12 protein-coding genes are annotated in these 20852 nt (G+C 73.1%); 9 read left to right on the top strand and 3 right to left on the bottom strand.

What is annotated here, in order from left to right:
* Positions 1-33 precede the first annotated feature (33 nt).
* From JOM49_RS28285 to JOM49_RS28260, 6 genes are all read left to right on the top strand, one after another.
* Positions 34-2796 (top strand): LuxR family transcriptional regulator, encoded by a 2763-nt coding sequence (locus JOM49_RS28285; RefSeq protein WP_209667241.1) that lies wholly within the window; start codon positions 34-36, stop codon positions 2794-2796.
* Positions 2793-5096: an AAA family ATPase gene (locus tag JOM49_RS28280; protein WP_209667240.1), complete on the top strand. Its 2304-nt coding sequence runs from the start codon at positions 2793-2795 to the stop codon at positions 5094-5096. The genes JOM49_RS28285 and JOM49_RS28280 overlap by 4 nt, the downstream gene beginning before the upstream one ends.
* Positions 5093-7924: an ATP-binding protein gene (locus JOM49_RS28275; protein WP_209667239.1), complete on the top strand. Its 2832-nt coding sequence runs from the start codon at positions 5093-5095 to the stop codon at positions 7922-7924. Before JOM49_RS28280 ends, JOM49_RS28275 begins: the two co-directional genes overlap by 4 nt.
* Positions 7925-8272: 348 nt before the next feature.
* On the top strand, positions 8273-9115 hold the full coding sequence (locus JOM49_RS28270; protein WP_209667238.1) for a PucR family transcriptional regulator: 843 nt from the start codon (positions 8273-8275) through the stop codon (positions 9113-9115).
* Positions 9116-9389: 274 nt separating this feature from the next.
* Positions 9390-11009: an HAL/PAL/TAL family ammonia-lyase gene (locus tag JOM49_RS28265; protein ID WP_209667237.1), complete on the top strand. Its 1620-nt coding sequence runs from the start codon at positions 9390-9392 to the stop codon at positions 11007-11009.
* Positions 11006-12781 (top strand): AMP-binding protein, encoded by a 1776-nt coding sequence (locus JOM49_RS28260; RefSeq protein ID WP_209667236.1) that lies wholly within the window; start codon positions 11006-11008, stop codon positions 12779-12781. The genes JOM49_RS28265 and JOM49_RS28260 overlap by 4 nt, the downstream gene beginning before the upstream one ends.
* A 240-nt stretch (positions 12782-13021) precedes the next feature.
* Here the strand turns inward: JOM49_RS28260 and JOM49_RS43385 are convergent, their stop codons facing one another.
* Both JOM49_RS43385 and JOM49_RS28250 read right to left on the bottom strand, forming a co-directional pair.
* Positions 13022-14029 (bottom strand): ketoacyl-ACP synthase III family protein, encoded by a 1008-nt coding sequence (locus tag JOM49_RS43385; RefSeq protein ID WP_209667235.1) that lies wholly within the window; start codon positions 14027-14029, stop codon positions 13022-13024.
* Positions 14030-14039: 10 nt separating this feature from the next.
* The gene (locus tag JOM49_RS28250) at positions 14040-14315 is read right to left on the bottom strand and encodes an acyl carrier protein (RefSeq protein WP_209667234.1); all 276 of its coding nucleotides are present in this window, start codon (positions 14313-14315) and stop codon (positions 14040-14042) included.
* A gap of 116 nt (positions 14316-14431) precedes the next feature.
* On the opposite strand from JOM49_RS28250, the gene JOM49_RS28245 reads away from it, so the two are divergent.
* Positions 14432-15655 carry an LLM class flavin-dependent oxidoreductase gene (locus tag JOM49_RS28245; protein WP_209667233.1) on the top strand — a complete coding sequence of 408 codons (1224 nt, stop codon included), beginning with the start codon at positions 14432-14434 and terminating at the stop codon, positions 15653-15655.
* A gap of 4 nt (positions 15656-15659) precedes the next feature.
* Here JOM49_RS28245 and JOM49_RS28240 read toward each other — a convergent pair whose 3' ends face one another.
* Positions 15660-16280, bottom strand: a complete 621-nt coding sequence (locus tag JOM49_RS28240) for a helix-turn-helix transcriptional regulator (protein WP_209667232.1) — start codon at positions 16278-16280, stop codon at positions 15660-15662.
* A gap of 96 nt (positions 16281-16376) precedes the next feature.
* On the opposite strand from JOM49_RS28240, the gene JOM49_RS28235 reads away from it, so the two are divergent.
* Together JOM49_RS28235 and JOM49_RS28230 are read left to right on the top strand one after the other, a co-directional pair.
* Positions 16377-17762: a condensation domain-containing protein gene (locus JOM49_RS28235; protein WP_209667231.1), complete on the top strand. Its 1386-nt coding sequence runs from the start codon at positions 16377-16379 to the stop codon at positions 17760-17762.
* A gap of 402 nt (positions 17763-18164) precedes the next feature.
* Positions 18165-20852 carry a helix-turn-helix transcriptional regulator gene (locus tag JOM49_RS28230; protein ID WP_209667230.1) on the top strand — a complete coding sequence of 896 codons (2688 nt, stop codon included), beginning with the start codon at positions 18165-18167 and terminating at the stop codon, positions 20850-20852.

Below are 20852 nucleotides of genomic sequence, written 5' to 3'. Positions count from 1 at the left end.
ATGTTGGTTTGTGTTGGTTGACGGAGGCCTGTCGTGGCGACTCGCGGTACCGGTACTGCGGCCCAGCTGCCCGAGCTGACCGGACGCGCGGCCGAACTCGGCTTCCTCACCGCCGCCGCCCGCGACCCGCTCGGCCCCTCGCTGGTGCTGCTGCGCGGGGACGCGGGCACCGGGAAGACCAGCCTGCTCGACGCCGTCCACCGGGCGCTGGCCGCCGAAGGCACCGTGCTGGCGGCCGTCGCGAGGAAGACCGGGCAGGCGTACGACCTCGTCCGTGACCTGTTCGAGCCGCTCGACGACAAGGAACTCCAGTCGCTGAGCGAGCCGATCACCGACCGGTTCACCCTGCTGAGCGACCTGATGTGCCCGGTGATGCGGGCGTATGACCGGGGCCCGCTGGTCGTCCTGGTCGACGAAGCCGCCGTGGCCGACGAGGACTCCTTGCAGTGGCTGGACTTCATCCTGCGCCGGTCCACCGGGCGCCCGCTGCTGGTGGTGCTGGCGCTGCGGGCCGGGGACACCGGGCCGGTCACCGGACTGGCCGCCGAGCACGAGGCGGTGACCCTGCGACTGGAGCCGCTGCCGGAAACGGACGTGCGGCGGGCCGTGGTGCGGGCGCTCGGTGCGGTGCCGGACGGCGGTTTCGCCGGTGCCTGCGCACGGCTGTCCGCCGGGAACCCCCGCCTGCTGCGCCGCCTGCTGGACGAACTGGCCGCGCGCGGTGTCCGGCCGGACGCGGCCGCCGTACCGCGGGTGGTCGCGGCCGGGGAACGGCTGCTCGCCAGCGTGGCGCGCGAATACCTGGACCAGCGGCCGCCGGAGGTCGGCGCGGTCTTCCGGGCGCTGACCGTGCTGAGTGAGGCCGGTGCCCCCGAGCCCGCGGCACTGCCGGTCCTCTGCGCGCTGCCCGGCCCGCTGGTCGCCGGTGCGCTGGAACTCCTGCGCCAGGACGGGCACCTGCGGCCGGAGTCGGAGGCGGTGGCCCACCCGGAGTTCGGCCGCGCCGCACTCGCCCAGGTGCCCGACGGGGTGGTGGTCCGGCTCCGCCGGCACGCCGCGGCCGTCCTGACCGACCAGGGGGTGCCCGCGGCGAAGGTCGCACACCTGCTGATGGCGTTGCCCGAGCTGCGGGAGCCGTGGATGCACCGCCTGCTGTGCCAGGCGGCCACCGCGGTGCGCGAGGTGGACCCGGACGCGGCGGTGCGGTACCTGTCCCGGGTGCTGGACTGGGCGCCGGACGACGCGGAGACCGTGGTGCGCCTGGCCGAGACCGTGGTCGGCACCGATCCGGCGGCGGCGATGGCCTTCCTCGGCCGGGCTCTCGACCGGATTTCCGACGTCCGCGTCCGCGCCCGGCTCGCGCACCTGTTCGGCGCCGCCGCGCTCGCCGCCCGCCGGGCCCCCGAAGCCTTCGACGTGCTGGACCGCATGCTCACCGAGTTCGACGCGAAACGCGGCGGGTGGGCCGACGAGGGCGATCACGAACTACGCGGGCGGATCCAGGTCGCGCTGACCACCGTGGGGCTGAGCGAAGAAGCCACCACCGCCGACGTGCTGGCGCGGCTGCCGGAACCGGGCCGGGTCGGCGGCAGTTCCCACGGGAGCCGCGTGCAGGGCGGGCTCGCCGCCTACACCACCATGCTCGGCGGCCGGGACGCCGCCGCGGTCGCCGCCCAGGCCCGCCGCGCCCTCGTGCAAGGCCTGCCGTCGCGCTACCCGCCGCCGATCATCGCCGCGGCGACCGCGCTGACCTATGCCGGTGAACCGGACGAGGCGCTGAGCGCGCTGAACCGCCTGCTCAAGACCGCGGGCGGGCCGGTGAGCCGGACGGCGCTTGCGGCACGGGCGACCGTGCTCGAAGGCCTCGGCGAACTGCCGGACGCCGCCACGGACGCCCAGTCCGCCATGCACGGCGCCGCCGAACTCGAGGGCATGGTCGCCGAGGCGGTGGTGCCCTCGGTGCGGCTGGCCTCGGTGCTGGTCAAGATGGGGCAGCCGGACCGGGCGGAAGCGTTGCTGGTCCGCACGCGCTGGCCGCACTTCGGCTGGATGTACCCGCAGGCCGTGCTGGTCTCGGCCGAGGTGCTGCGGCTGCGCGGTGACCACGCGAGCGCGCTGGCCGTCCTCTTCGACTGCGGGAAACGCCTGGCCGAGGCCGGGGTGCGCAACCCGGTCTTCGTGCCGTGGTGGCTGGAGGCCGCCTGCCTGCTCGCCGAACTGGGCAGGCAGGACGAGGCCGCCGAGCTGGCCGAGTACGGCGAGCAGACCGCGCGGGACTGGCAGACCGACGAAAGCGCCGGGCTGGCGTTGCTGGCGGCCGGGGTGGCCGCGAAGGGACGCCGTTCGCTGGACGTGCTGGCCGAGGCGGCCGACCGCCTCGCCGCCGCGCCCGCGCCGCTGAGCCAGGCCAGGGCCGAGTTCCTGTTCGGCCGCGCGCTGCTGGCCGCCGACGACACCAAGGGCGCCCGGGCGCACCTGCGCCGCGCCATCGACGTGGCGACCCAGTCCGGGTACCTCGCGCTGGGCTCGGTCGCCAGGGAACTGCTGGTCTCGGCGGGCGGGCGGATGCACACGCTGCTCGACGCGCGGCGGCTCGGTGCGCTCAGCGGCAGCGAGTTGCGCGTGGCCGAGCTGGCGGCGGCGGGGGAGAGCAACCGCGAGATCGCCGACCGCCTCTTCGTCTCCCTGCGCACGGTGGAGACCCACCTGTCGAGCGTGTACCGGAAGCTGCGGATCGGACTGCGGGACGAACTCCCCGCCGCGCTGCGCGCGCGGTCCGAGGGGTTGGGCGCGTGAGCCGAGCCCCCGCAGGTGCGGTACCCGGGCTCGTGCCCCGGGAGTTGCCGCTGGTCGATCGGGAGGCCGAACTCGAGGTGCTGACCTCGGCGGTGACCGGCCTCGCCGCGGGCCGCTCGGCGTACGTGCAGGTCAGCGGTCCGCCGGGGGTGGGGCGTACCGCGTTGCTGCGCCAGGCGATGGCGGTCGCCGCCGGTGAGGACGTGCGCGTGCTGCACGCGGCCGGGGTCCCGCACGCGCCGGGTGATCCGGGCGCGGGCAACGACGTGGTCGGCGCCTTCGCCTCGGGCCTGCCCGCCGGGTTCGGCGGCGGTTCGCCGACCTCGGTGGCCGCGCTCTGCGAGGACTTCGTGGCCGCCGCCAGGCAGTGCCCGCTGATGCTGGTGCTCGACGACGCCCAGTGGATGGACGACCGGTCATGGCTGTGGCTGCGGGCCATGCTGCGCCGGTTGAACTGGGGTCCGTTGCTGGTCGTGGTCGCGGTGAACGAACTCGGCATGCCCGCCGAATCGCTCGCCGAATTCGGCGCCGAGGCGACCGTGCACGAGGCTCCGCGGCACGTGCTGCGGCTCGGCTTGCTGAGCACCGAAGGGATCCGGCGCCTGCTCGCGCTGGGCCAGGAGCACCCGGCCGACCGCGACACCGCGGCGGAGGTGCGGCTGGTGACCCGCGGCGTGCCGTCGGTGGTGCGGGCGGCCCTGCACGCGGGCGCCCCCGATCTCACCACCGGCGCGGCCGAGGCCAGGGGCGACTGGGTGGGCCGGGTGATGCGGGTGCTCGCGCCCGAACCGACCGCGCTGGCCAGGACCGCGGCGGTCTGCGGGGACGACTTCGACTGGCAGCTGGTCTGCGCGGTGTCCGGCCTGCCGCCCGCGGTCGCGGCCAGGGCGGCCGGGCTGCTGCGGCGGCTCGGTCTCGCCGACGACGGCGGGCCCGCGAACCCGGTCCGGTTCACCGAACCGGTGGTCGTCGAACGGGTGCTGGCCGGGATGCCGACCGAAGAACGGGCCGAGCTGTTCCGCCGGGTGCTCGCGCTGGGCCTGCGGGCCGGTGCCGAACCCGCGTTCCTGGCCAGGGTCGCGCTCAGCGCGCCCGCCGGTTCTGCCGGGGTCGAACGGCTGCTCTACGGCGAAGCCCGGCGGCTGCATGCCCAGCGCGCCCACGAGGACGCGGCCCGCCTGCTGGAACGCGCGCTGCGGGAACCCTCGTCGGAGGCGGCCAAGGCCCGGCTGATGGTCGAACTCGCCGGGGTCGAATCGGTCACCGCGCCGGAGGCCAGCGATCGGCGGCTGGTGCGGGTGCTGCTCGGCGGCAGCCACGTGTCCCCGGAACTGCGCCTGCGTGCGGCGGACATGCTGGTCTCCCAGGGGCGCCCGTCCGTGGCCCGCCGCACGCTCACGGCCGCGGCCAGGATGAAGAGCCTCCCCGAGGACGAGCGCGGCATGCTGGCCGCGATGTGCCGGCTCGCCGAGGAAACCATCCCGGAACTGGACGAGTACACCTTCGGCACGGCGCCGGTGCCCGGCGAACCGCCGGACACCCCGGCGAGCGCGGGGGTGGCGGCCTGGCTCCTCGCGGTCCGCGGCCAGGACCGGGACCGGGCGCTGACGCTGGCCAGGACCTCGCTCGACGTGCCCCGCCGGTCGGACCACCCGGTCAGTCCCCGCCTGCTCGCCTGCGCGGTGCTGATGCTGGGTGGCGCGGCGGAGGAGGCGGAGAGGAGCCTCGACGCGCTGGTGGTCGAAGCCCGCCGCCGCGGGATGCGGGCGGCGGCGGTGTGGGCCATGCTCACCCGCGGCTCGGTGGCGCTGGTGCGGGAGCGCTGGGACGAAGCCGCCCAGTACTTCGACTGGATGGCGCAGGAACTGCCCGAACCGGGCTGGCACCCGATGGTGGCCGGGCACGCCAGGGCGCTGACGGTGACCCTGCACCTGCAGCGCGGCCGTCCCGACGAGGCCCGCCGGTGCGTGGACGAGCCGCTGCCGCCGGGGGTGGAGCACAGCATGGGCGGCGCGCAGGCGCTGTTCGCCTCCGGGCTGGTGCGCCTGGCCGACGGCGCGCCGGCGGACGCGCTGGAACTGTTCCTGGAGAGCGGGCGCCGGATGCTCGCCAGGCAGTGGGTGAACCCGGTGCTGCTGTCCTGGCGGGTGCTCGCCGGGATCGCGCAGCAGGCCTGTGGCCGTCCGGAGGAGGCGAAGAGGCTGGTGCTCGAGGAGCGCTCGCTGGCGGAAAGGTGGGGCGAACCCGGTTATGTGGAGCGGGTGAAGGGGTTGGGCGAGATCGTGCTGAGTCCGTCATGACCGGGTCGACCGCCGTGCGGCGGCCGCCGTTGCTCGAACGCGAAGGCGAACTGGCCGTCGCCGAGGCGGCCGCCCGCGCCGCCAGGGACGGCACGGGGTCGGTGCTGCTGGTCAGCGGGCCGCCGGGGGCGGGCAAGTCGGCGCTGCTGCGGGCTCTGCCCCCACTCGCCCAGCGCGAGCGGATGACCGTGCTGCGGGCCGGTGGCGCCCGGCTCGAACGCGAGTTCACCTGCGGGGTGATCGGCCAGCTGCTCAACCCGGTGCTGTTCAGCGTGTCCGAACCGGTCCGCGACAGCTGGCTGACCGGGGCCGCCGCCAGGGTCAGCGCCCGGCACGGGGACGGCATGCCCGCCAACGGCCTGATCCGGCGGGACATCCCGCACCGCCAGCTGCTCGCCGGGCTCGACGCGCTACTGGCCAACATCTCCGCCGAGCGCGGTCCGCTGCTGGTGCTCGCCGACGACGTGCACTTCGCCGACGAACCCTCGCTGCGCTGGCTGGCGCACCTGGCGCAACGCGTGCAGCACCTGCCGGTCCTGCTGGTGTGCTCGGTCCGCGAAGGTGACGTGCTGGCCGACGAACCGCTGGTCCGCCAGCTCGCCGAGGCCGCGACCACCACCGTGCGGCCGCGCCTGCTCTCCGCCGGCGCGGTGCTGGGCCTGGTCAACTGGCGGAACGGGACCGAGGCCGACGAGGGGTTCTCCGCCGCCTGCCTCGAGGTCACCGGCGGCAACCCGATGTTCCTGACCGCCGTGCTCGACGACCTGGCCGCCGAGGAGATCGCGCCGGTCGCGGCGAACCGCGCCCGCGTGCACGCGGCCCGGCCGGTCCGGTTGCGCGACTGGCTGCTGACCTGCCTGCGCACGCAGCCTAAGCCGGTGTGGGAGGTGGCCAAGGCGATCACCGTGCTCGGTGAGCACGCCGACCTCGACCTCATCGGGCGCCTGACCGGGCTCGACGAGGTGGCCTGCGAGCTGGCGTCCCGCACGCTCACCCGGTTCGGCCTGCTGGAGGCGGGGACTCCGCGATTCGCGCACGCGCTGGTCCGGGACGCGCTCGACGAGTCGATGACCGTCGAAGACCGCGAACGGGCGCACGTGCGGGCGGCCGAGGAACTGCACCTCGGCGGCCGTCCGGCGGAACAGGTGGCCGAACGCCTGCTCGGCGTGCTGTCGGTGCGGTTGCCCTGGGCCGCCGAAGCCCTGCGCAGCGCCGCCGACGCGGCCGTGCGGCGGGGTGCGCCGGAGGACGCCGTCCGGTACCTGCGCCGGTTGCTGCTGGACGACACCCTGGACGACAACGACCGTGCGGCCGCCTACGTCGCGCTGGCGACCGCCGAGGTCGGGGCCGACCGCGCCGCCTCGGTCCGGCACGTGGCACAGGCCACCGCGCTGCTGAGCTCGCCCCAGGACCGCGCCGCCGCGCTGGTCCGGCTCTCCCCGGCGCTGTTCGCGGACGCACCACCGGACGTGCGTGACCAGCTCGACGAGGTGGTCACGCAGCTGGGCGCGCCCGGTGAACTGAGAGGCGGCGACCGTGAACTCGCGCTGCACCTGGAGGCCAGGGCACGCCACGTCGGTTCGGCGGACCCCGCCGAGCTGATGGCCTCGGCGTGGCGGCTGCGCGGCTTCGGTCCGGACCCGGCGGTGGCCACCCCCGCCGAACGCGAGCTGCTGACCGTCCTGCTGTTCGCCACCACCAAGGTCGCCGGGTCGACCGCCGCCGAGGTGGGCGGGCTCGGCGCCCGCATCCTCCGCCGGGAACCCGCCACGCCCGCGCACGTGCACGGCGTGCTCCCGCTGCTGGTGGACACCCTGTGCGCGGCCGACTCGGTGGCCGAGCTGGCGCCCTGGCTGGACAGCGCGTTCGAACAGTGCCAGGACAACGGCACCACCACCGAACGCGACCTGATCGACGCCGAACGGGCGCTGGTCGCGCTCAACCGCGGCAGGCTGACCGAGGCGGGCGAGATCGCCCACCGGGTGCTGGCCGGCCCGCCGCCGGACTGGGCGCGCACCGGCACCACGATGCTGGTGCCCCTGTCCCTGACCGCGGTGACCACCCGTGACGGCGAACTGATCCGGCGGCTGCTCGCCGAGCCGCCGGAAGAGGGCACGAACGTCCTGGTCAGCGCGGTGCTGGGGTTGTTGCGCGGCACCGCCGCCGCGCTGCACGGTGACCGCGAGTCGGCGCTGGCGTTCACCATGGACATCGGCTGGCAGCTCGAACGCGCCGGGTGGCGCAATCCGGGCCTGTTCTCGTGGCGGCTGTTCGCGGCCACGCTGCAGAAACGCCTCGGCGACACCGCGGCGGCCCGGGAACTGGCCGAACAGGAGCGGCTGCGGGCGCACGAGTGGGGTGCCGCGGCCGCGATCGGGCGGGCCACCAGGGTGGCCGGGGACCTGACCCCCGGTGCCGCCGGGCTGGCGTTGCTGCGCGAGGCCGTGGACGTGCTGGAGACCTCGGCCAATCGCTCCGAACTGGCCAGGTCGCTGGTCCGGCTGGGGCAGCGGCTGCGGGAGACCGAACCGGACGAGGCCGGGGAGCACCTGGGCCGGGCGCGCGAGGTCGCCGCGGACTGCGGCGATCCGGTGGCCGAACGCTGGGCCCGCCGGGTGGGGGAGCGCCGCGCCGGTGCGGGCACCCTGACCAGGGCCGAGCGGCGGGTGGTGGAGCTGGCCGCGGACGGGGCCACCAACCAGGAGATCGCCCGGTCGCTCGAGGTCAGCGTGCGGGCGGTGGAGAAGCACCTGACGAACTCCTACCGCAAGCTCGGGGTGCGGCGGCGCACCGAGCTGGCCGGGGCCCTGCGCGCCCGCAACTGGTAGGACGGGATTTCACCAACCGTACCCCGGTGGTGTGGTCCGCCCACCGCTCGGGCGGTCAGTGGTACGGCACCACGAGATTAGCCCCGCTTCGACCCGGGTGTGTGGGTTTGGGTTGACTTGGCCATGACCCGTTCCTAACCTCGGAAATGTAACCGAAACATGCCGCCGTGCCGCGGCGACGGGTCTTTCCCAGGCAAGGGGCGGTCGATGCTTTCGTATTCTTCCGAACAGTGGCAAAGATTCCGGAAATCGGTCGCCGGATAGGTGACCGCCGACGGGGAGCAGGCGAATTCGATGCTGAACCAAGCGCACGCTACAGCCGCGAGGACCGGGTGGCCGCTGCAATTGGTGCCCGCCGGGGAATCGCCGACGGGTGAGCTGGCCGAATTGATCGGCGCACTCGCCGAATCGGCGCCACCCGGGGTACGGGCGCGATTGCGGGTGCTGCTGGAAAACGCGGCACGGGAACAGGCGGAACAGGCGGACACCATCGGGCCGCTCGAAGCGGCGGTGCACCCGCCCGCCGAACTGGCCGCCCGGCTGATCGCCGACGGCACCGCCCCACCGCACCTCGAACCGCTGCTGGCGCAGCTCTACGTGGTGACCGTGCTGCAGGCCGGGCCACGTGATCAGGGCGAACTCGCCGACGCGCTGGCCGGGTACGGCCAGGAGACGCTGGTGGCGCCGTGCCCGTCGGGCGCGGTGGCGCTGATCCCGGACGACGACGGTGAGCGCACCTCGCGGATCGTGCAGGAGCTGGGCAGGCGGCTGCGGGGCCGCGTGTGGTGCGCGGTGGCCGGCCGTGCGCGGGCCGAGATCCCGGACGGGTACCGGGAAGCGGTCGACGTGCTGAAACTGGCGAAGGCCGCGGGCAGCGAGCCGGGCGTCTACGGCCGGGACGACTTCCTGGTCGAGTACGCGGTGTCCCAGCACGAGGCGGTCGCGGACAACCTGGTGGAGATCATCCGGCCGCTGATGGCGAGCACGGTGCTCCGGGAGACCCTCGGCGTGCTGATCCGCGCCGACTACAACCGCAGCCGCGCGGCCAAGGACCTCTACATCCACCGCAGCACCCTGGACTACCGCCTGCGGCGGATCGAGAAGATCACCGGGCACAACCCGATGACCGGCCGCGGCGCCCAGCTGCTCGGCGCGGCGATGACGGTCTACGCCTCGCGCAATTCGGCCTGAGACCCGCCCGCTCCCCACGGGTGGAAAGCACCCCGGTCGCCTTTCGGTGGCCGGGGTGCTCCTCGTGCGCGCATTTCCGGCTGACTGAGGAGAAACTGTGAAAATCCTCAGTGTTCACCTCGGTGGAAGCGATTCCGATTCCTGCGGATAGCCGCTCCGTCATCAGCGCGTTTACCTTTCGAGCGGTGATACGCGGAATGGGTGACGACGATCGCGGTGGCTCACCGCTTGATCCCCGCCCAGGCCACGCCACATCCGCAGAGAGGACACACACATGGCCACCCCCACCGACCACCGTCCCCAGCTCCGCGTGGTGCAGCTGGACGGGCGCACGCTCACGCTGGACGACATCGTCGGTCTCGCGCGCCGGCCGGAACTGCGCGCGGTCGCGCTCGACGAGAAGGCCGCCCGCCGCATCGGCGAGTCCAACGAGCTCAAGCACCGGCTCATCGACTCCGGCGCGCCCATCTACGGCGTGACCTCCGGGTTCGGGGACAGCAACCGGCGGCAGGTGTCCAAGCGCAAGACCAGTGACCTCCAGGACAACCTGGTGCGGTTCCTGTCCGCGGGCGTCGGCCCCTACGCGGAGCCGGACGTGGTGCGGGCCACCATGGTCGTGCGGGCGAACTGCCTGGCACGCGGGCATTCCGGGGTGCGCCCGGAGCTGGTCTCCGGCCTGCTGGACCTGATCAACGCCGACGTGCTGCCGATGATCCCCGAGCGCGGCACCGTGGGCGCCAGCGGTGACCTGGTGCCGCTGAGCTACCTGGCCGCGGCGCTGACCGGGCACGGCCGCGTGCTGCACCGCGGTGAGGAGACCTCCGCCGCCGAGGCGCTGACCGCCGCCGGGCTGCACCCGCTCGAGCTGGAGGCCAAAGAGGGCCTGGCGATGGTCAACGGCACCTCGTTCATGTCCGGCTTCGCCGTGCTGGCCCTGCAGGACGCCGCCGAGCTCGCGTTCGCCGCGGACCTGTGCACCGCGATGACCAGCCAGGTGCTGCTGGGCAACCCCGGGCACTTCGCGCCGTTCCTGTTCGACGCCAAGCCGCACGACGGCGTGCTGCACAGCGCCTCGGTGATCCGGGCCGCGTTGTTCGCCGACACCACCGCCGACGATGGCGTCCGCCGCCCCGACACCGATTTCGTCGAGCTGGAGCGGCCGATCCAGGACGCCTACTCCGTGCGCTGCGCCCCGCACGTGACCGGCGTGCTCCGCGACACCAGCGACTGGGCGCGGCACTGGCTCACCGTGGAGGTCAACTCCGCCAACGACAACCCGTTGTTCGAGGTGCCCGCCGGCGCGGTGCGCAACGGCGGCAACTTCTACGGCGGCCACGTGGCGCAAGCGATGGACGCGCTGAAGACCGCCGTCGCCAGCGTCGGCGACCTGCTCGACCGCCAGCTGGAACTGGTGGTGGACGAGAAGTTCAACAACGGCCTGACCCCGAACCTGATCCCGCGGGTGAAGGACGGCGACTACGAGGCCGGCCTGTTCCACGGGTTCAAGGGCATGCAGATCGTGGCCTCCTCACTGGCCGCCGAGGCACTGAAGTGGACCATGCCCGCCGCGTCGTTCTCGCGTTCCACCGAGGCGCACAACCAGGACAAGGTCAGCATGGGCACGATCGCCGCCCGGGACGCCCGGTCGGTGGTGCACCTGGTGCAGCGGATCACCGCGATCCACCTGATCGCCCTGTGCCAGGCGGCGGACCTGCGGGGCCACGACGTGCTCAGCGCGCCCACCGCCGCGGCCCACGGTGCCGTGCGGGAGGTGTGCGACTTCCTCGACCGCGACCGCGCGATGGACTCCGACATCGAGCGCGTCGCCTCGCTCATCGGCAGCGGGGAACTGCGTGCCGCGGTGGAGCTGTACACCGAAGGCGTCACCCGATGACCGGCGCGGTCGCGGCCACCGCCCGCCTCACCAGACTCAAGCTGCCGGACGGGAGCCAGGTCATCGGCAGCGCCGAGCCGCTGGGGGAGCACCCGCCGACCCTGGCGCACTCGCTGCGGTACTGGGCCGCGGCCACCCCCACCGCGGTACTGGCCGCTGAGCGCGCGGGCGACGGCTGGCGTGAGCTGACCTACGGGGACGCGCTCGCCGAGGCCACCGCGCTGGGGCAGGCGCTGCTCGATCTCGGCCTGGGGCCGGGTGCTCCGGTGATGGTGTTGTCCGGCAACTCGCTGAACCACCTGGCGCTGACGCTGGCCTGCTACCTCACCGGCGTGCCGATCGTGCCCACCAGCGTCGCGTATTCCCTGCGCGCCACCGATCACGCCCGGCTGCGGGCCATCTCGGGGCTGGTCAAGCCCGGATTGGTCTACGCGGAGGACGGCACCCAGTTCGGCGCGGCGCTGGCCGCGGTCGGCGCCCACGCCGTCGTGGGCCGGGGTCCGGGCCGGAACCTGGCGGAACTGCGCGACACCACGCCCACCGCCGCGGTGGACGAGGCCACGGCCGCGCTGACCCCGGACACCGTGGCGAAGATCCTGTTCACCTCGGGCTCCACCGGGATGCCCAAGGGCGTGCTCAACACGCACGGCATGCTCAGCGCGAACCAGCAGATGCTGCGCCAGATCTGGCCGTTCCTGGCCGCCGGGCCGCCCACGCTCACCGACTGGCTGCCGTGGAACCACACCTTCGGCGCCAACCACAACCTGCACCTCGCCCTGACCAACGGCGGGAGCATCTACATCGACGACGGTTCGCCGAAACCCGGGGAGTTCGACCGCACAGTCGATTCGCTGCGCTCGGTCCCGCCGACGGTCTGCGTCAACGTGCCCGCGGGGTACGCCCAACTCGCGCAGCGCTTCACCGCGGACCCGGCGCTCGCCGCGCACGTGCTCTCCCGGATCGACATGATCCTGTACGCGGGCGCGGACTTGCCGGACGAACTGCGCCAGCGCCTGCGCGAGATCGCCCGGCGCGCCACCGGCCGTGACGTGCCCGTGGTCTCTTCTTGGGGCGCAACGGAAACCGGCCCGGCCGCCACTTCCACCTACGGCGGTGCCGACCGAGGCATCGGGGTACCGCTGCCGGGCACCGAGATCAAGCTGGCGCCCGTCGCCGGACGTCTGGAGATCCGGGTGCGCGGCGCCTCGGTCACGCCCGGGTACCTGGGCGCGGACCTCGCCGACGCGCTCGACGAGGACGGCTTCTACCGCTCGGGCGACGCCGTCCGCCTGGTCGACGAAGGCGGCGATCCCCGGCGTGGCATGGTGTTCGACGGCCGGATCGCCGAGGACTTCAAGCTGGACACCGGAACCTGGGTGGTCTCGGGCAGGCTGCGCAACCGCCTGCTGTCCGCCGCCGGCATCCTCTCCGACGCCGTCCTGGTGGGGGACAACCATTCCTGCGTGACGGCGATCGCCTGGCCGCACGCCGAACGCCTGCGCGAGATCGTCGGCGAGGCAGCGGATCCGGAGACCGACCCCGCGGTGCTGTCCCACCTGGCCGCGGTGCTGGCGGACCTGAACAAGGGCCTCGGCGCCTCCGCCCGCATCGAACGGCTGGTGGTGACGAACACGCCCCCGGACATCGATGCCGGGGAAATCACGGACAAGGGCCAGCTGAACCGCCGCGCCGTCCTGGAATGCCGCACGAACCTGGTCACCCTGCTCTACGAAACCCCCTCCAACCGCACCCGAGTAATCCACGCCCCCTAGCTCCAGGCCCAATGCCAGGAGTGGGGCATTACTTGCGTTGATTGCAAGTAATGCCCCACTCATAGCATTCCCAACGCCGAGTAGCACGTTCAGGAAGCCGAACCTCACGTTCAGGAAGCCGAGTTCCACGTTCAGGAAGCCGAACCCCACACTCGCGTAGCTGAACCCCGCACTCGGGTACCCGATCGGACATGAGAAGGGCCCGCCCCCGGATCAACGGGGGCGGGCCCGGTCGCGTGGTCAGGCGATTTCGACGACGGCGGCGGTGAAGGTGAAGCCGACGGCGTACGAGGCCAGTACGACCCGGTCACCCGAGTTCAGCGCGCCCCGGTCCAGCAGGTGTTCCAGGGCGAGCAGCTGGTCGGCGAGACCGGTGTGGCCCAGGTGCCTGCCGTGCTCGGTCCAGGTGGTCTGCGCTTCGCTGATCCCCAGTGGCTCGAGCAGCGCCCACCTGCGCCACTGCTCACCCATGTTCGGCACGAGGAACCGCGCGATGCCGTCGAGCGTGGTGCCGGCGTCACCGGTGGCCCGCTCGACCACCTCCCGCACGGCCGACTGCAGTCCACTCCGGACGCGCTGCGGGCCGAGCCGCTTGTACATGTGGAACTCCTGCCGCAGGCGGACCCCGGGCAGGTCGGCGGGGGAGCCCAGGCTGATCGGCGGGCGGCGGCCCACCTCTTCGGCTTCGGACATCGACCGGGAAGCCGTGGAGCGCAACCGGATCGGACCCTCGCGTGTGGACAGCACGGCCGCCGAGGCGGCGTCACCCCAGAGGTAGCCGTCGCGGGCGCTGTACCGGTCCCAGGCCGGGGCGCGGAAGCGGTCGGCGGTCGTCACCAGCACCGGCGGGGCGTCCGGCCGGGAACCCAGGTGCCACGCCGCGGTGGCCATGCCCGCCAGCGCGCCGTTGCAGCCCTGGCGGATCTCGAACGCCATCGCCTCCGGGTTCAGCCCGAGGTGGTGGTGCACGTGGGCGGCGGGCGCGACGTGCTCGGGGTCCCACACGCAGCCGAACAGCAGCAGGCCGATTTCCGCGGGGGAGGAATCGGCGTTCTTCAGCGCTTTTTCGGCTGCCTGGACCGCCATTTCCGGCGGCGTTTCCTCGGTTTGGCTGATCGGCACGCCGGTGGCGCCGATTTTCACCCGGTCCGCTTCGCGGAGCCGCCCGGCCTGAATGGCCTCCTCCACCGCCACCACCGGCGGCACGTGGCTCCCGATCCCGTTCAGGAAGACGTTGTCGTGACGCACGCCGGGCTGCCTAAGCCAGCCAGCCGGCCCGCTCGGCGACGATCTCGTAGACCGACCGCAGCGAGGTGACCGCCGTGATGTTGTCCTCGGAGATCGAGACGGCGTAGCGGCGTTCGAGCCGGATGAACAGCTCGATCAGCACCAGCGAGTCGATGCCGAAGTCGGCGAGCAGGTCCTCCGCGGCCGCCGCTCGCTCCGGGGTGGTGGACAGCAGATCGGCGACGATGTCGGCGATCTCGGCCAGGTGCTCTGCTTCCCGCGGGTCCGCGAGTGTGCTTTTCTCCATGGTCCCATGTTGTTCGCCGCGGGCACGCGGCAAAACTGCGGAAATCCGCAGTTGCCCGGTGCCACCGGGATACCGGATGCTCGCAGTCATCCCCGATTTCGGCGAAAGGGCAGACAATGCGATTCGGGCTCTTCTACGAACTTCAGCTACCACGTCCGTGGCACGACGGGGCCGAGCATCGTATTGTGCACGAAACGCTGGCGCAGATCGAGCTCGCCGACCGGCTGGGTTTCGACTACGCGTGGGCGGTGGAGCACCACTTCCTCGAGGAGTACAGCCACTGCTCGGCGCCCGAGGTGCTGCTCGGCGCGGCCAGCCAGCGCACCAGCCGGATCCGCCTCGGGCACGGGGTGATGGTGCTGCCGCAGCAGGTCAACGCCGCGCCGCGGGTGGCCGAGCGGATCGGCATGCTCGACCTGCTGTCCAACGGCCGGGTCGAGTTCGGCAGCGGCGAGTCCGGCACGCGGGTGGAGCTGGGCGGGTTCGGCGTCGACTGGGACACCAAGCGCGCGCAGTGGAAGGAAGCGCTGACCGCGGTCACGCAGATGCTCGCCGAGGAGCCGTTCCCCGGGTTCTCGGGTGAGCACGTGAACGTGCCGCAGCGCAACGTCGTGCCCAAGCCGATGCAGCGCCCCCACCCTCCACTGTGGACCGCGTGCAGCAAGCGCGAGTCGCTGCCCGCCGCGGCGGCCAACGGCCTCGGCGCGCTCACCTTCTCCTTCCCGAAGCCTGAGGAGGCGCACAAGTGGGTGTCGGAGTACTACGACACCATCACCTCGCCGGACTGCGTGCCGATCGGCTACACGGTGAACCCGCAGGTGGCCATGACCCTGTACCTGAGCTGCCACGAGGACGAGAAGCAGGCGCGGTCGCGGAGCCTGGACAGCCACCGGTTCTTCGCCAGGTCGCTGGCCTACTACTACGGCATCGGCTCGCTGGCCCCCGGGCACACCGACCTGTCCGAGGAACTCGGACTCAACATCTCCAGCCCGGACAACGGCGGCTGGGCCTCGGGCGCGATGGACGGCGCGTACGGCGGGGTCGGCACGCCGGAGCAGATCAAGCAGAACCTGCGCATGTACGAGGAAGCGGGTGTGGACCAGATCCTGCTGATCGCCCAGTCGGGCCGGACCAGCCACGAGCACATCTGCGAGTCGATGGAGTTGTTCGCGCGCGACGTGATGCCGGAGTTCCACGAACGGCACGAGGCGCTGGAGCAGGAGAAGGAGGCCCGGCTGCGCCCGGCGATCGAGGCGGCCATGGCGCGGCGCGCCGCGGTGCCCGCGGCCGACCCGGAGTACCGGATCCCGCCGACGGTCGCGCGGCCGGCCAAGAAGTGACCCGTCAGACCGCACCGTGCCAGGCCCGTGCGATGGCTTCGGTCCGGCTGGTGACCTTCAGCTTCTCGAAGATCCGGGTGAGGTGGAACTCCACGGTGCGGCGGCTCAGCCGCAGCACCTTGGCCATGTCGCTGTTGCCCTGCCCGGCGCACAGCAGGTCGAGGATCTCCCGCTCGCGGTCGGTGAGCCTGGCGGCGTCGGGCTCGGCCGCGGGCGGGCGGCAGCGCCGGTCGACGATGACCAGGTCGGGCCCGGCGATCTGCAGGACGCCCAGCAGTGCTTCGCCGGTGATGTCCTCGAACAGGTACGCGTCGCAGCCGAGCGAGAGCCAGCGGGACACCCGCCCGGCGTTCTCGGCGGGCCCCAGTACCGCGAGCCGCACTCCCGGCCTGATCGCCCGCACCGTTCTCAGCAGGCACAGGCGGTCCGCGTCCTCCATGCCCGCACCGAGCAGGAGCCAGGGATCCTCGGCCCGGCCGATCAACCGGCGCAGCACTTCCTCTTCGGCGGGAAGGGTGCCGAGGTGGGTCAGTTCCAGTTCGGGGACCGCGCCGGCCCGGTCGAACACCCCCGCCGGCCAGGCGCCGGCCACCAGGACCGGCGCGGTGGTCATGCATGTGCTCATCACGATTTCTCCTCCGGCAGCTAGGGAAAGCCGTCGGTCCAAGCTATGGCCGGGCGGGTGCGGCCACATCGCTCACTCTGCTACGGAGGTTCACCCATGACCGAGCCGGAACCCCTGTCCACCGCTCAGGAAGCGCTGTGGTTCATCCACCACATCGTGCCGGACAGCGCGGCCTACAACATCGCTTACGCGTTGCGGCTGCGGGGAGAACTGGACGAGGCCGTGTTGTCCCAGGCCGCCCGGGCGATCGGCGCGCGGCACGAGCTGCTGCACTCGTTGTTCGCCGCCACCGACCGCGGGCCGCGGCGGATCGTCGGCAGCCCGGACCTTTTCCGGTTGCGCAGCGTGGAAGTCGAGCCCGCCGACGATCTGCCGGGACTCGTGCGCGCGGAAGTGGCCCGGCCGTTCGACCTGTCGCGGACCGGGCCCGCGCGGCTCACCCTGTTCCGCCGCGGGCCCGCCGAGTCGGTCCTCGTCCTGGTGGCGCACCACATTTCGACGGACTTCATTTCCGAAGCCACCATCCTGCGCGAACTGCTGGACGGCTACGCGACGCTGCTGGCGGGCCGTGAGCCCGAGTGGGAACCAGTCACCGGGACCTACGCCGATTTCGTCGCCGCTGAGCGGGAACTGCTCGAATCACCGCGAGCCGCGGAACTCGCCGAGTTCTGGCGTGCCACCTGCGCCGGTGCCCCGGTTTCCCTGGACCTGCCCGTCGACCGCCCGCGGACCGGTGCCCAGCGCCTGGTCGGCGCCTCGCACGTGTTCCACCTGCCCCCGGACGTGGTGAAGGCTCTGGTCCCGGCGGCCCGCGCCTGCGGGGTGATGCCGCTGAAGTACCTGTTCGGCATGTTCCAGGCGCTGTTGCACCGCTACAGCGGCCAGCCGGACTTCCTGATCGGCTGCGTGGCCGACACCCGGCCCCGGACCGCCCGCCAGGCCATCGGCCCGTTCGTCAACTCGATCCCGGTGCGGGCCCAGCCTGGGTCGGACGCCACCTTCCGCTCGATGGTCGTGGAGGCGAACGCGCGGATCGCGCAGGGCATGGCGCACGTCGACTACCCGTTCGCGCTGCTGACCCGCGCGCTGGACCGCTCACCGGACCCGGGCGGGCAGCCGTTGCTCCAGGTGATGGTCAGCCTGATGTCGATCAACCCGGCCGAGCCGCTGCTCGCGCTGGCCGCGGGGGAGGACGGCTTCGAGATCGACTACGCCGGCTTGCGCGTGTCCGGCTTCGAGGTGCCGCAGCAGGAGGGCCAGTTCGACCTGACGCTGGAGCTCACGCGCTCGGCCGCGTCGGTGCGCGGGGTGCTGAAGTACGACACCGACCTGTTCGACCAGGGCACGATCGAGCGGCTGGGGCGGCACTTCGTGGCGCTGATCCGGGCCGCCATCGCCGACCCCGACCAGCCGGTCAGCGCGTTTTCGCTGGTGGACCCGGACGAGCGGGCCCGGCTGCTGGCGTTCAGCAACCTGTCCTGAGTGCGGGGATTCACCAACCGAACCCCGGTGGTGTGGTCCGCCCACCGCCGGGGGTGCGGGCGGTACGGCACCACGAGATTAGGCCCGGTTCCCTGCGAGCGTGTGGCTTTGGGTTGACTTGCCCACGGGGGGTTCCTAACCTCGGGGACAGCGGAGGAAAGCAGGTCCGGATTTTCGTGCGGACCGCTCGCCCAATCGCTCTTTTCGGTATTTCCTGAGCACCCCGGTCGCCTTTCCGGCGGCCGGGGCGATTGTCGTGCGCGCTTTTTCGGTCGACTGGGAGAAAACTGTGAATATCCTCAGTATTCACCTCGGTGGAAGGGATTCCGATTCCTGCGGATAGCCGGTCCGTCCGCCCCGCGTTTACGTTTCGGTCGTTGATACGCGGAATGGGTGACGAGGATGGCTGAACAGTTCGGGAAAGCCTGGCACGACCGTGACCGTGAGTGGTCGGCGCTGACCGCCGCGCTCACCGCGCTGAGCGGTGGCGCGGGCGGGGTGGTGCTGGTGGAGGGTGAGCCGGGAGCCGGCCGCAGCCGCCTGCTGGCCGAGGCCGTGGCCGCCGCCGGGGAACACGGCGTGGTGGCCTGCTCGGCGCGGGCCGACGAGCTGACCCAGTGGACCCCGCTGGCCCCGCTGGCCGACGCGCTCGGCGCCACGGTGTGGGCGCTGGCCCGCCCCGACGACACCCCGATGCGCCTGTCCGCCCGGCTGCTGGGCGAGATCGAGGACCGCGCCCGCCGGGCGCCGCAGCTGATCGTGCTGGACGACGTGCAGTGGGCCGATCCGATGATGCTGGCCGCGCTGCAGTCCTTCGCCGGGCACCTGCGGGACAGCCCGGTCACCTGGCTGCTGGCCCGGCGCGACGGCACCGAACAGGGCCCCAACGGCGCCGCCGCGGCCCGCCTGTTCGACCGGCTGGCGGAGGCGGGTGCGGTGCGCCTGCGGCTCGGCCCGCTGTCCGGCGAGGCCGCGGCGGCACTGGCCGGTGAGGTGCTCGACGCCCCGCCCGGGGACGACCTGGCCGCGCTGATCGCCGAAGCGGGCGGGAATCCGGCACTGCTGGTGGCGCTGGCCGAGGGCTGGCGCGAGGAAGACGCCGTCCGGGTACGTGATGGACAGGCGCGAGCGGTCACCGAGCGGCTGCCCGCCCGGCTCATCGAAGCGGTCCGGGACCGGCTGAGCGGCTTCAGCGCCGACACGGTCGGGGTCCTCGAGGTCGCCGCCGTGCTGGGCCGCACCTTCCACGCGGCCGACGTCGCCGAGCTGCTGGGCCGGACCGCCGCGGGCATCGCCAGCGCGGTCCGCGAGGTGGTCTGCTCCGGGGTGCTGACCGGTGGCGCCGCGGTGGCCGAAGGCGGTGAACTCTCCTTCCGCTGCACGCTGTTCCAGCGGGCGATCGGCGAGACCATCCCGGCTTCGGTGCGCACCGCGCTGCACCGCCAGGCCGGTCTGCTGCTGCTCGGCCGGGGTCTCGACGCCCGCGAATCGGCGGTGGACCACCTGCTCAGCGGCGCCCTGCCCGGAGACACGCAGGCCGTGCGGGCGCTGGCGACCGCGGCCGGGCGCGTGGTGGACACCGAACCGGCCGCGGCGGCGTTGATCGCGGAGAAGGCGCTCGCCCTGACCTCGGCCGGTGACGCCGAGGTGCCGGGACTGGCCGTGACGCGCGCGGCCGCACTGCTGCGCATCGGCCGCTTCGACGAGGCAACCGAACTGATCTCCGCGACCCTCGTGCAGTCGCCGCCGCCCGAAGCCGTGGCGCGCCTGCGGACGATCGCGGCCTCCATCCAGGTGCTGACCGGCCGTGGCACCCAAGCCGCGACGGAGCTCGACGCCGACGGCGACGCGGAGACCCGTGCGGTCCGCCTCGCCGCGTTGTCCGGCACCGAAGCCGGGGTGACCCTCGCCGAAACGTCGGCGGACCAGGCCGGTGCGGTCGGCGCGGTCGCGCGGCAGTTGCTGGCCGACCGCGAGTGGTCCGGCGGGCGGGTGGCGGAAAGCCTGCGGCTGAGCCGCTCGGCCGCCGCGTGCCCGGTGCCGGAGCTGGCGGGTGTTCCGCTGCCGCACCCGGCGCTGGTGCTGGCCGACCGCCTGGCGCAGCTGGGTGAGTTCGAGCAGGCCAAGACCGTGCTGGCGGATATCGCCGCCCGGGTCGGGCAGGCCGGTCACGTACCGCTCGACGCCGCCGTGCGGGTCACGCGGGCGCGGATCGCGCTCTGGGCCGGTCGGCTCGAGGACGCGGTGGACGCGGCCAGGGGAGCGGACGGGGTGGCCGGCGCGCAGGCCGTGCTCGGCGAAGTCGCCCTGCGGCGCGGTGAACTCGGTGAAGCCGACGAGCACATCCGGCGGTACCGCGAACTGACCGGCCACGACGCCGTCACCCGGACCTGGCTCGAACTCCAGCTGGCCTCGGCCCGCCTCGACCCCGCCGACGTCCTCGTGCTGCTCGGCACCGAGCGCCCGGGCCCGCCGCTGCTGCTGCACCCGGCGGCGGCCGGGTGGCTGGTGCGGACCGCGCTCGCCGCCGGTGACACCGGGCTGGCCGGTTCCGTGGTGGCCGAAGCGGCGGATCTCGCCGTCCGCAACCCGGGGTGCGCGCCATTGGCTGCGGCGGCCGCCCACGCCGCCGGCTTGTTCCGGGGCAAGGCGGGCAAGCTGCGCGAGGCGGTGGCCGCGCACGGTCACGGCTGGGCGCGCGCGTCCGCGGCCGAGGACCTCGCCGGTTTGCTCGCCGACGAAAACAAGCCCGCGGCCGAGGTGGTCCGAGAACTCGATACCGCCTTGGAGACCTACCAGTCCGCCGGTGCCGTGCACGACGTGGCGCGGGTGCGCAGCAAACTGCGCGCGGCGGGGGTGCGGCGACGGCACTGGACCTACGCCGAACGCCCGGTTTCGGGCTGGGGCAGCCTGACCGACACCGAGCGCGACGTCGCCGAACTGGTGGCGCAGGGGCTGACCAACCGCCAGGTGGCCGCGCGCATGTTCGTCTCGCCACACACCGTGCACGCCCACCTCGGGCGCATTTTCCGGAAATTGGGCGTGAATTCCCGGGTCGAACTGACCGGACTGCGATTCCAGGTCGCGTGA

This window comes from Amycolatopsis magusensis (assembly GCF_017875555.1).
GTDB lineage: Bacteria > Actinomycetota > Actinomycetes > Mycobacteriales > Pseudonocardiaceae > Amycolatopsis > Amycolatopsis magusensis.
Note: the sequence above shows the minus strand (reverse complement) of the source record. Positions and strands in the feature narration are given on the sequence as shown.

Coding starts and splice junctions, on each gene's coding strand:
- JOM49_RS28275 (WP_209667239.1), top strand. CDS start 5,093: ATGACCGGGTCGACCGCCGTGCGGCGGCCGCCGTTGCTCGAACGCGAA.
- JOM49_RS28265 (WP_209667237.1), top strand. CDS start 9,390: ATGGCCACCCCCACCGACCACCGTCCCCAGCTCCGCGTGGTGCAGCTG.
- JOM49_RS28260 (WP_209667236.1), top strand. CDS start 11,006: ATGACCGGCGCGGTCGCGGCCACCGCCCGCCTCACCAGACTCAAGCTG.
- JOM49_RS28250 (WP_209667234.1), bottom strand. CDS start 14,315: ATGGAGAAAAGCACACTCGCGGACCCGCGGGAAGCAGAGCACCTGGCC.
- JOM49_RS28245 (WP_209667233.1), top strand. CDS start 14,432: ATGCGATTCGGGCTCTTCTACGAACTTCAGCTACCACGTCCGTGGCAC.
- JOM49_RS28240 (WP_209667232.1), bottom strand. CDS start 16,280: ATGAGCACATGCATGACCACCGCGCCGGTCCTGGTGGCCGGCGCCTGG.
- JOM49_RS28235 (WP_209667231.1), top strand. CDS start 16,377: ATGACCGAGCCGGAACCCCTGTCCACCGCTCAGGAAGCGCTGTGGTTC.
- JOM49_RS28230 (WP_209667230.1), top strand. CDS start 18,165: ATGGCTGAACAGTTCGGGAAAGCCTGGCACGACCGTGACCGTGAGTGG.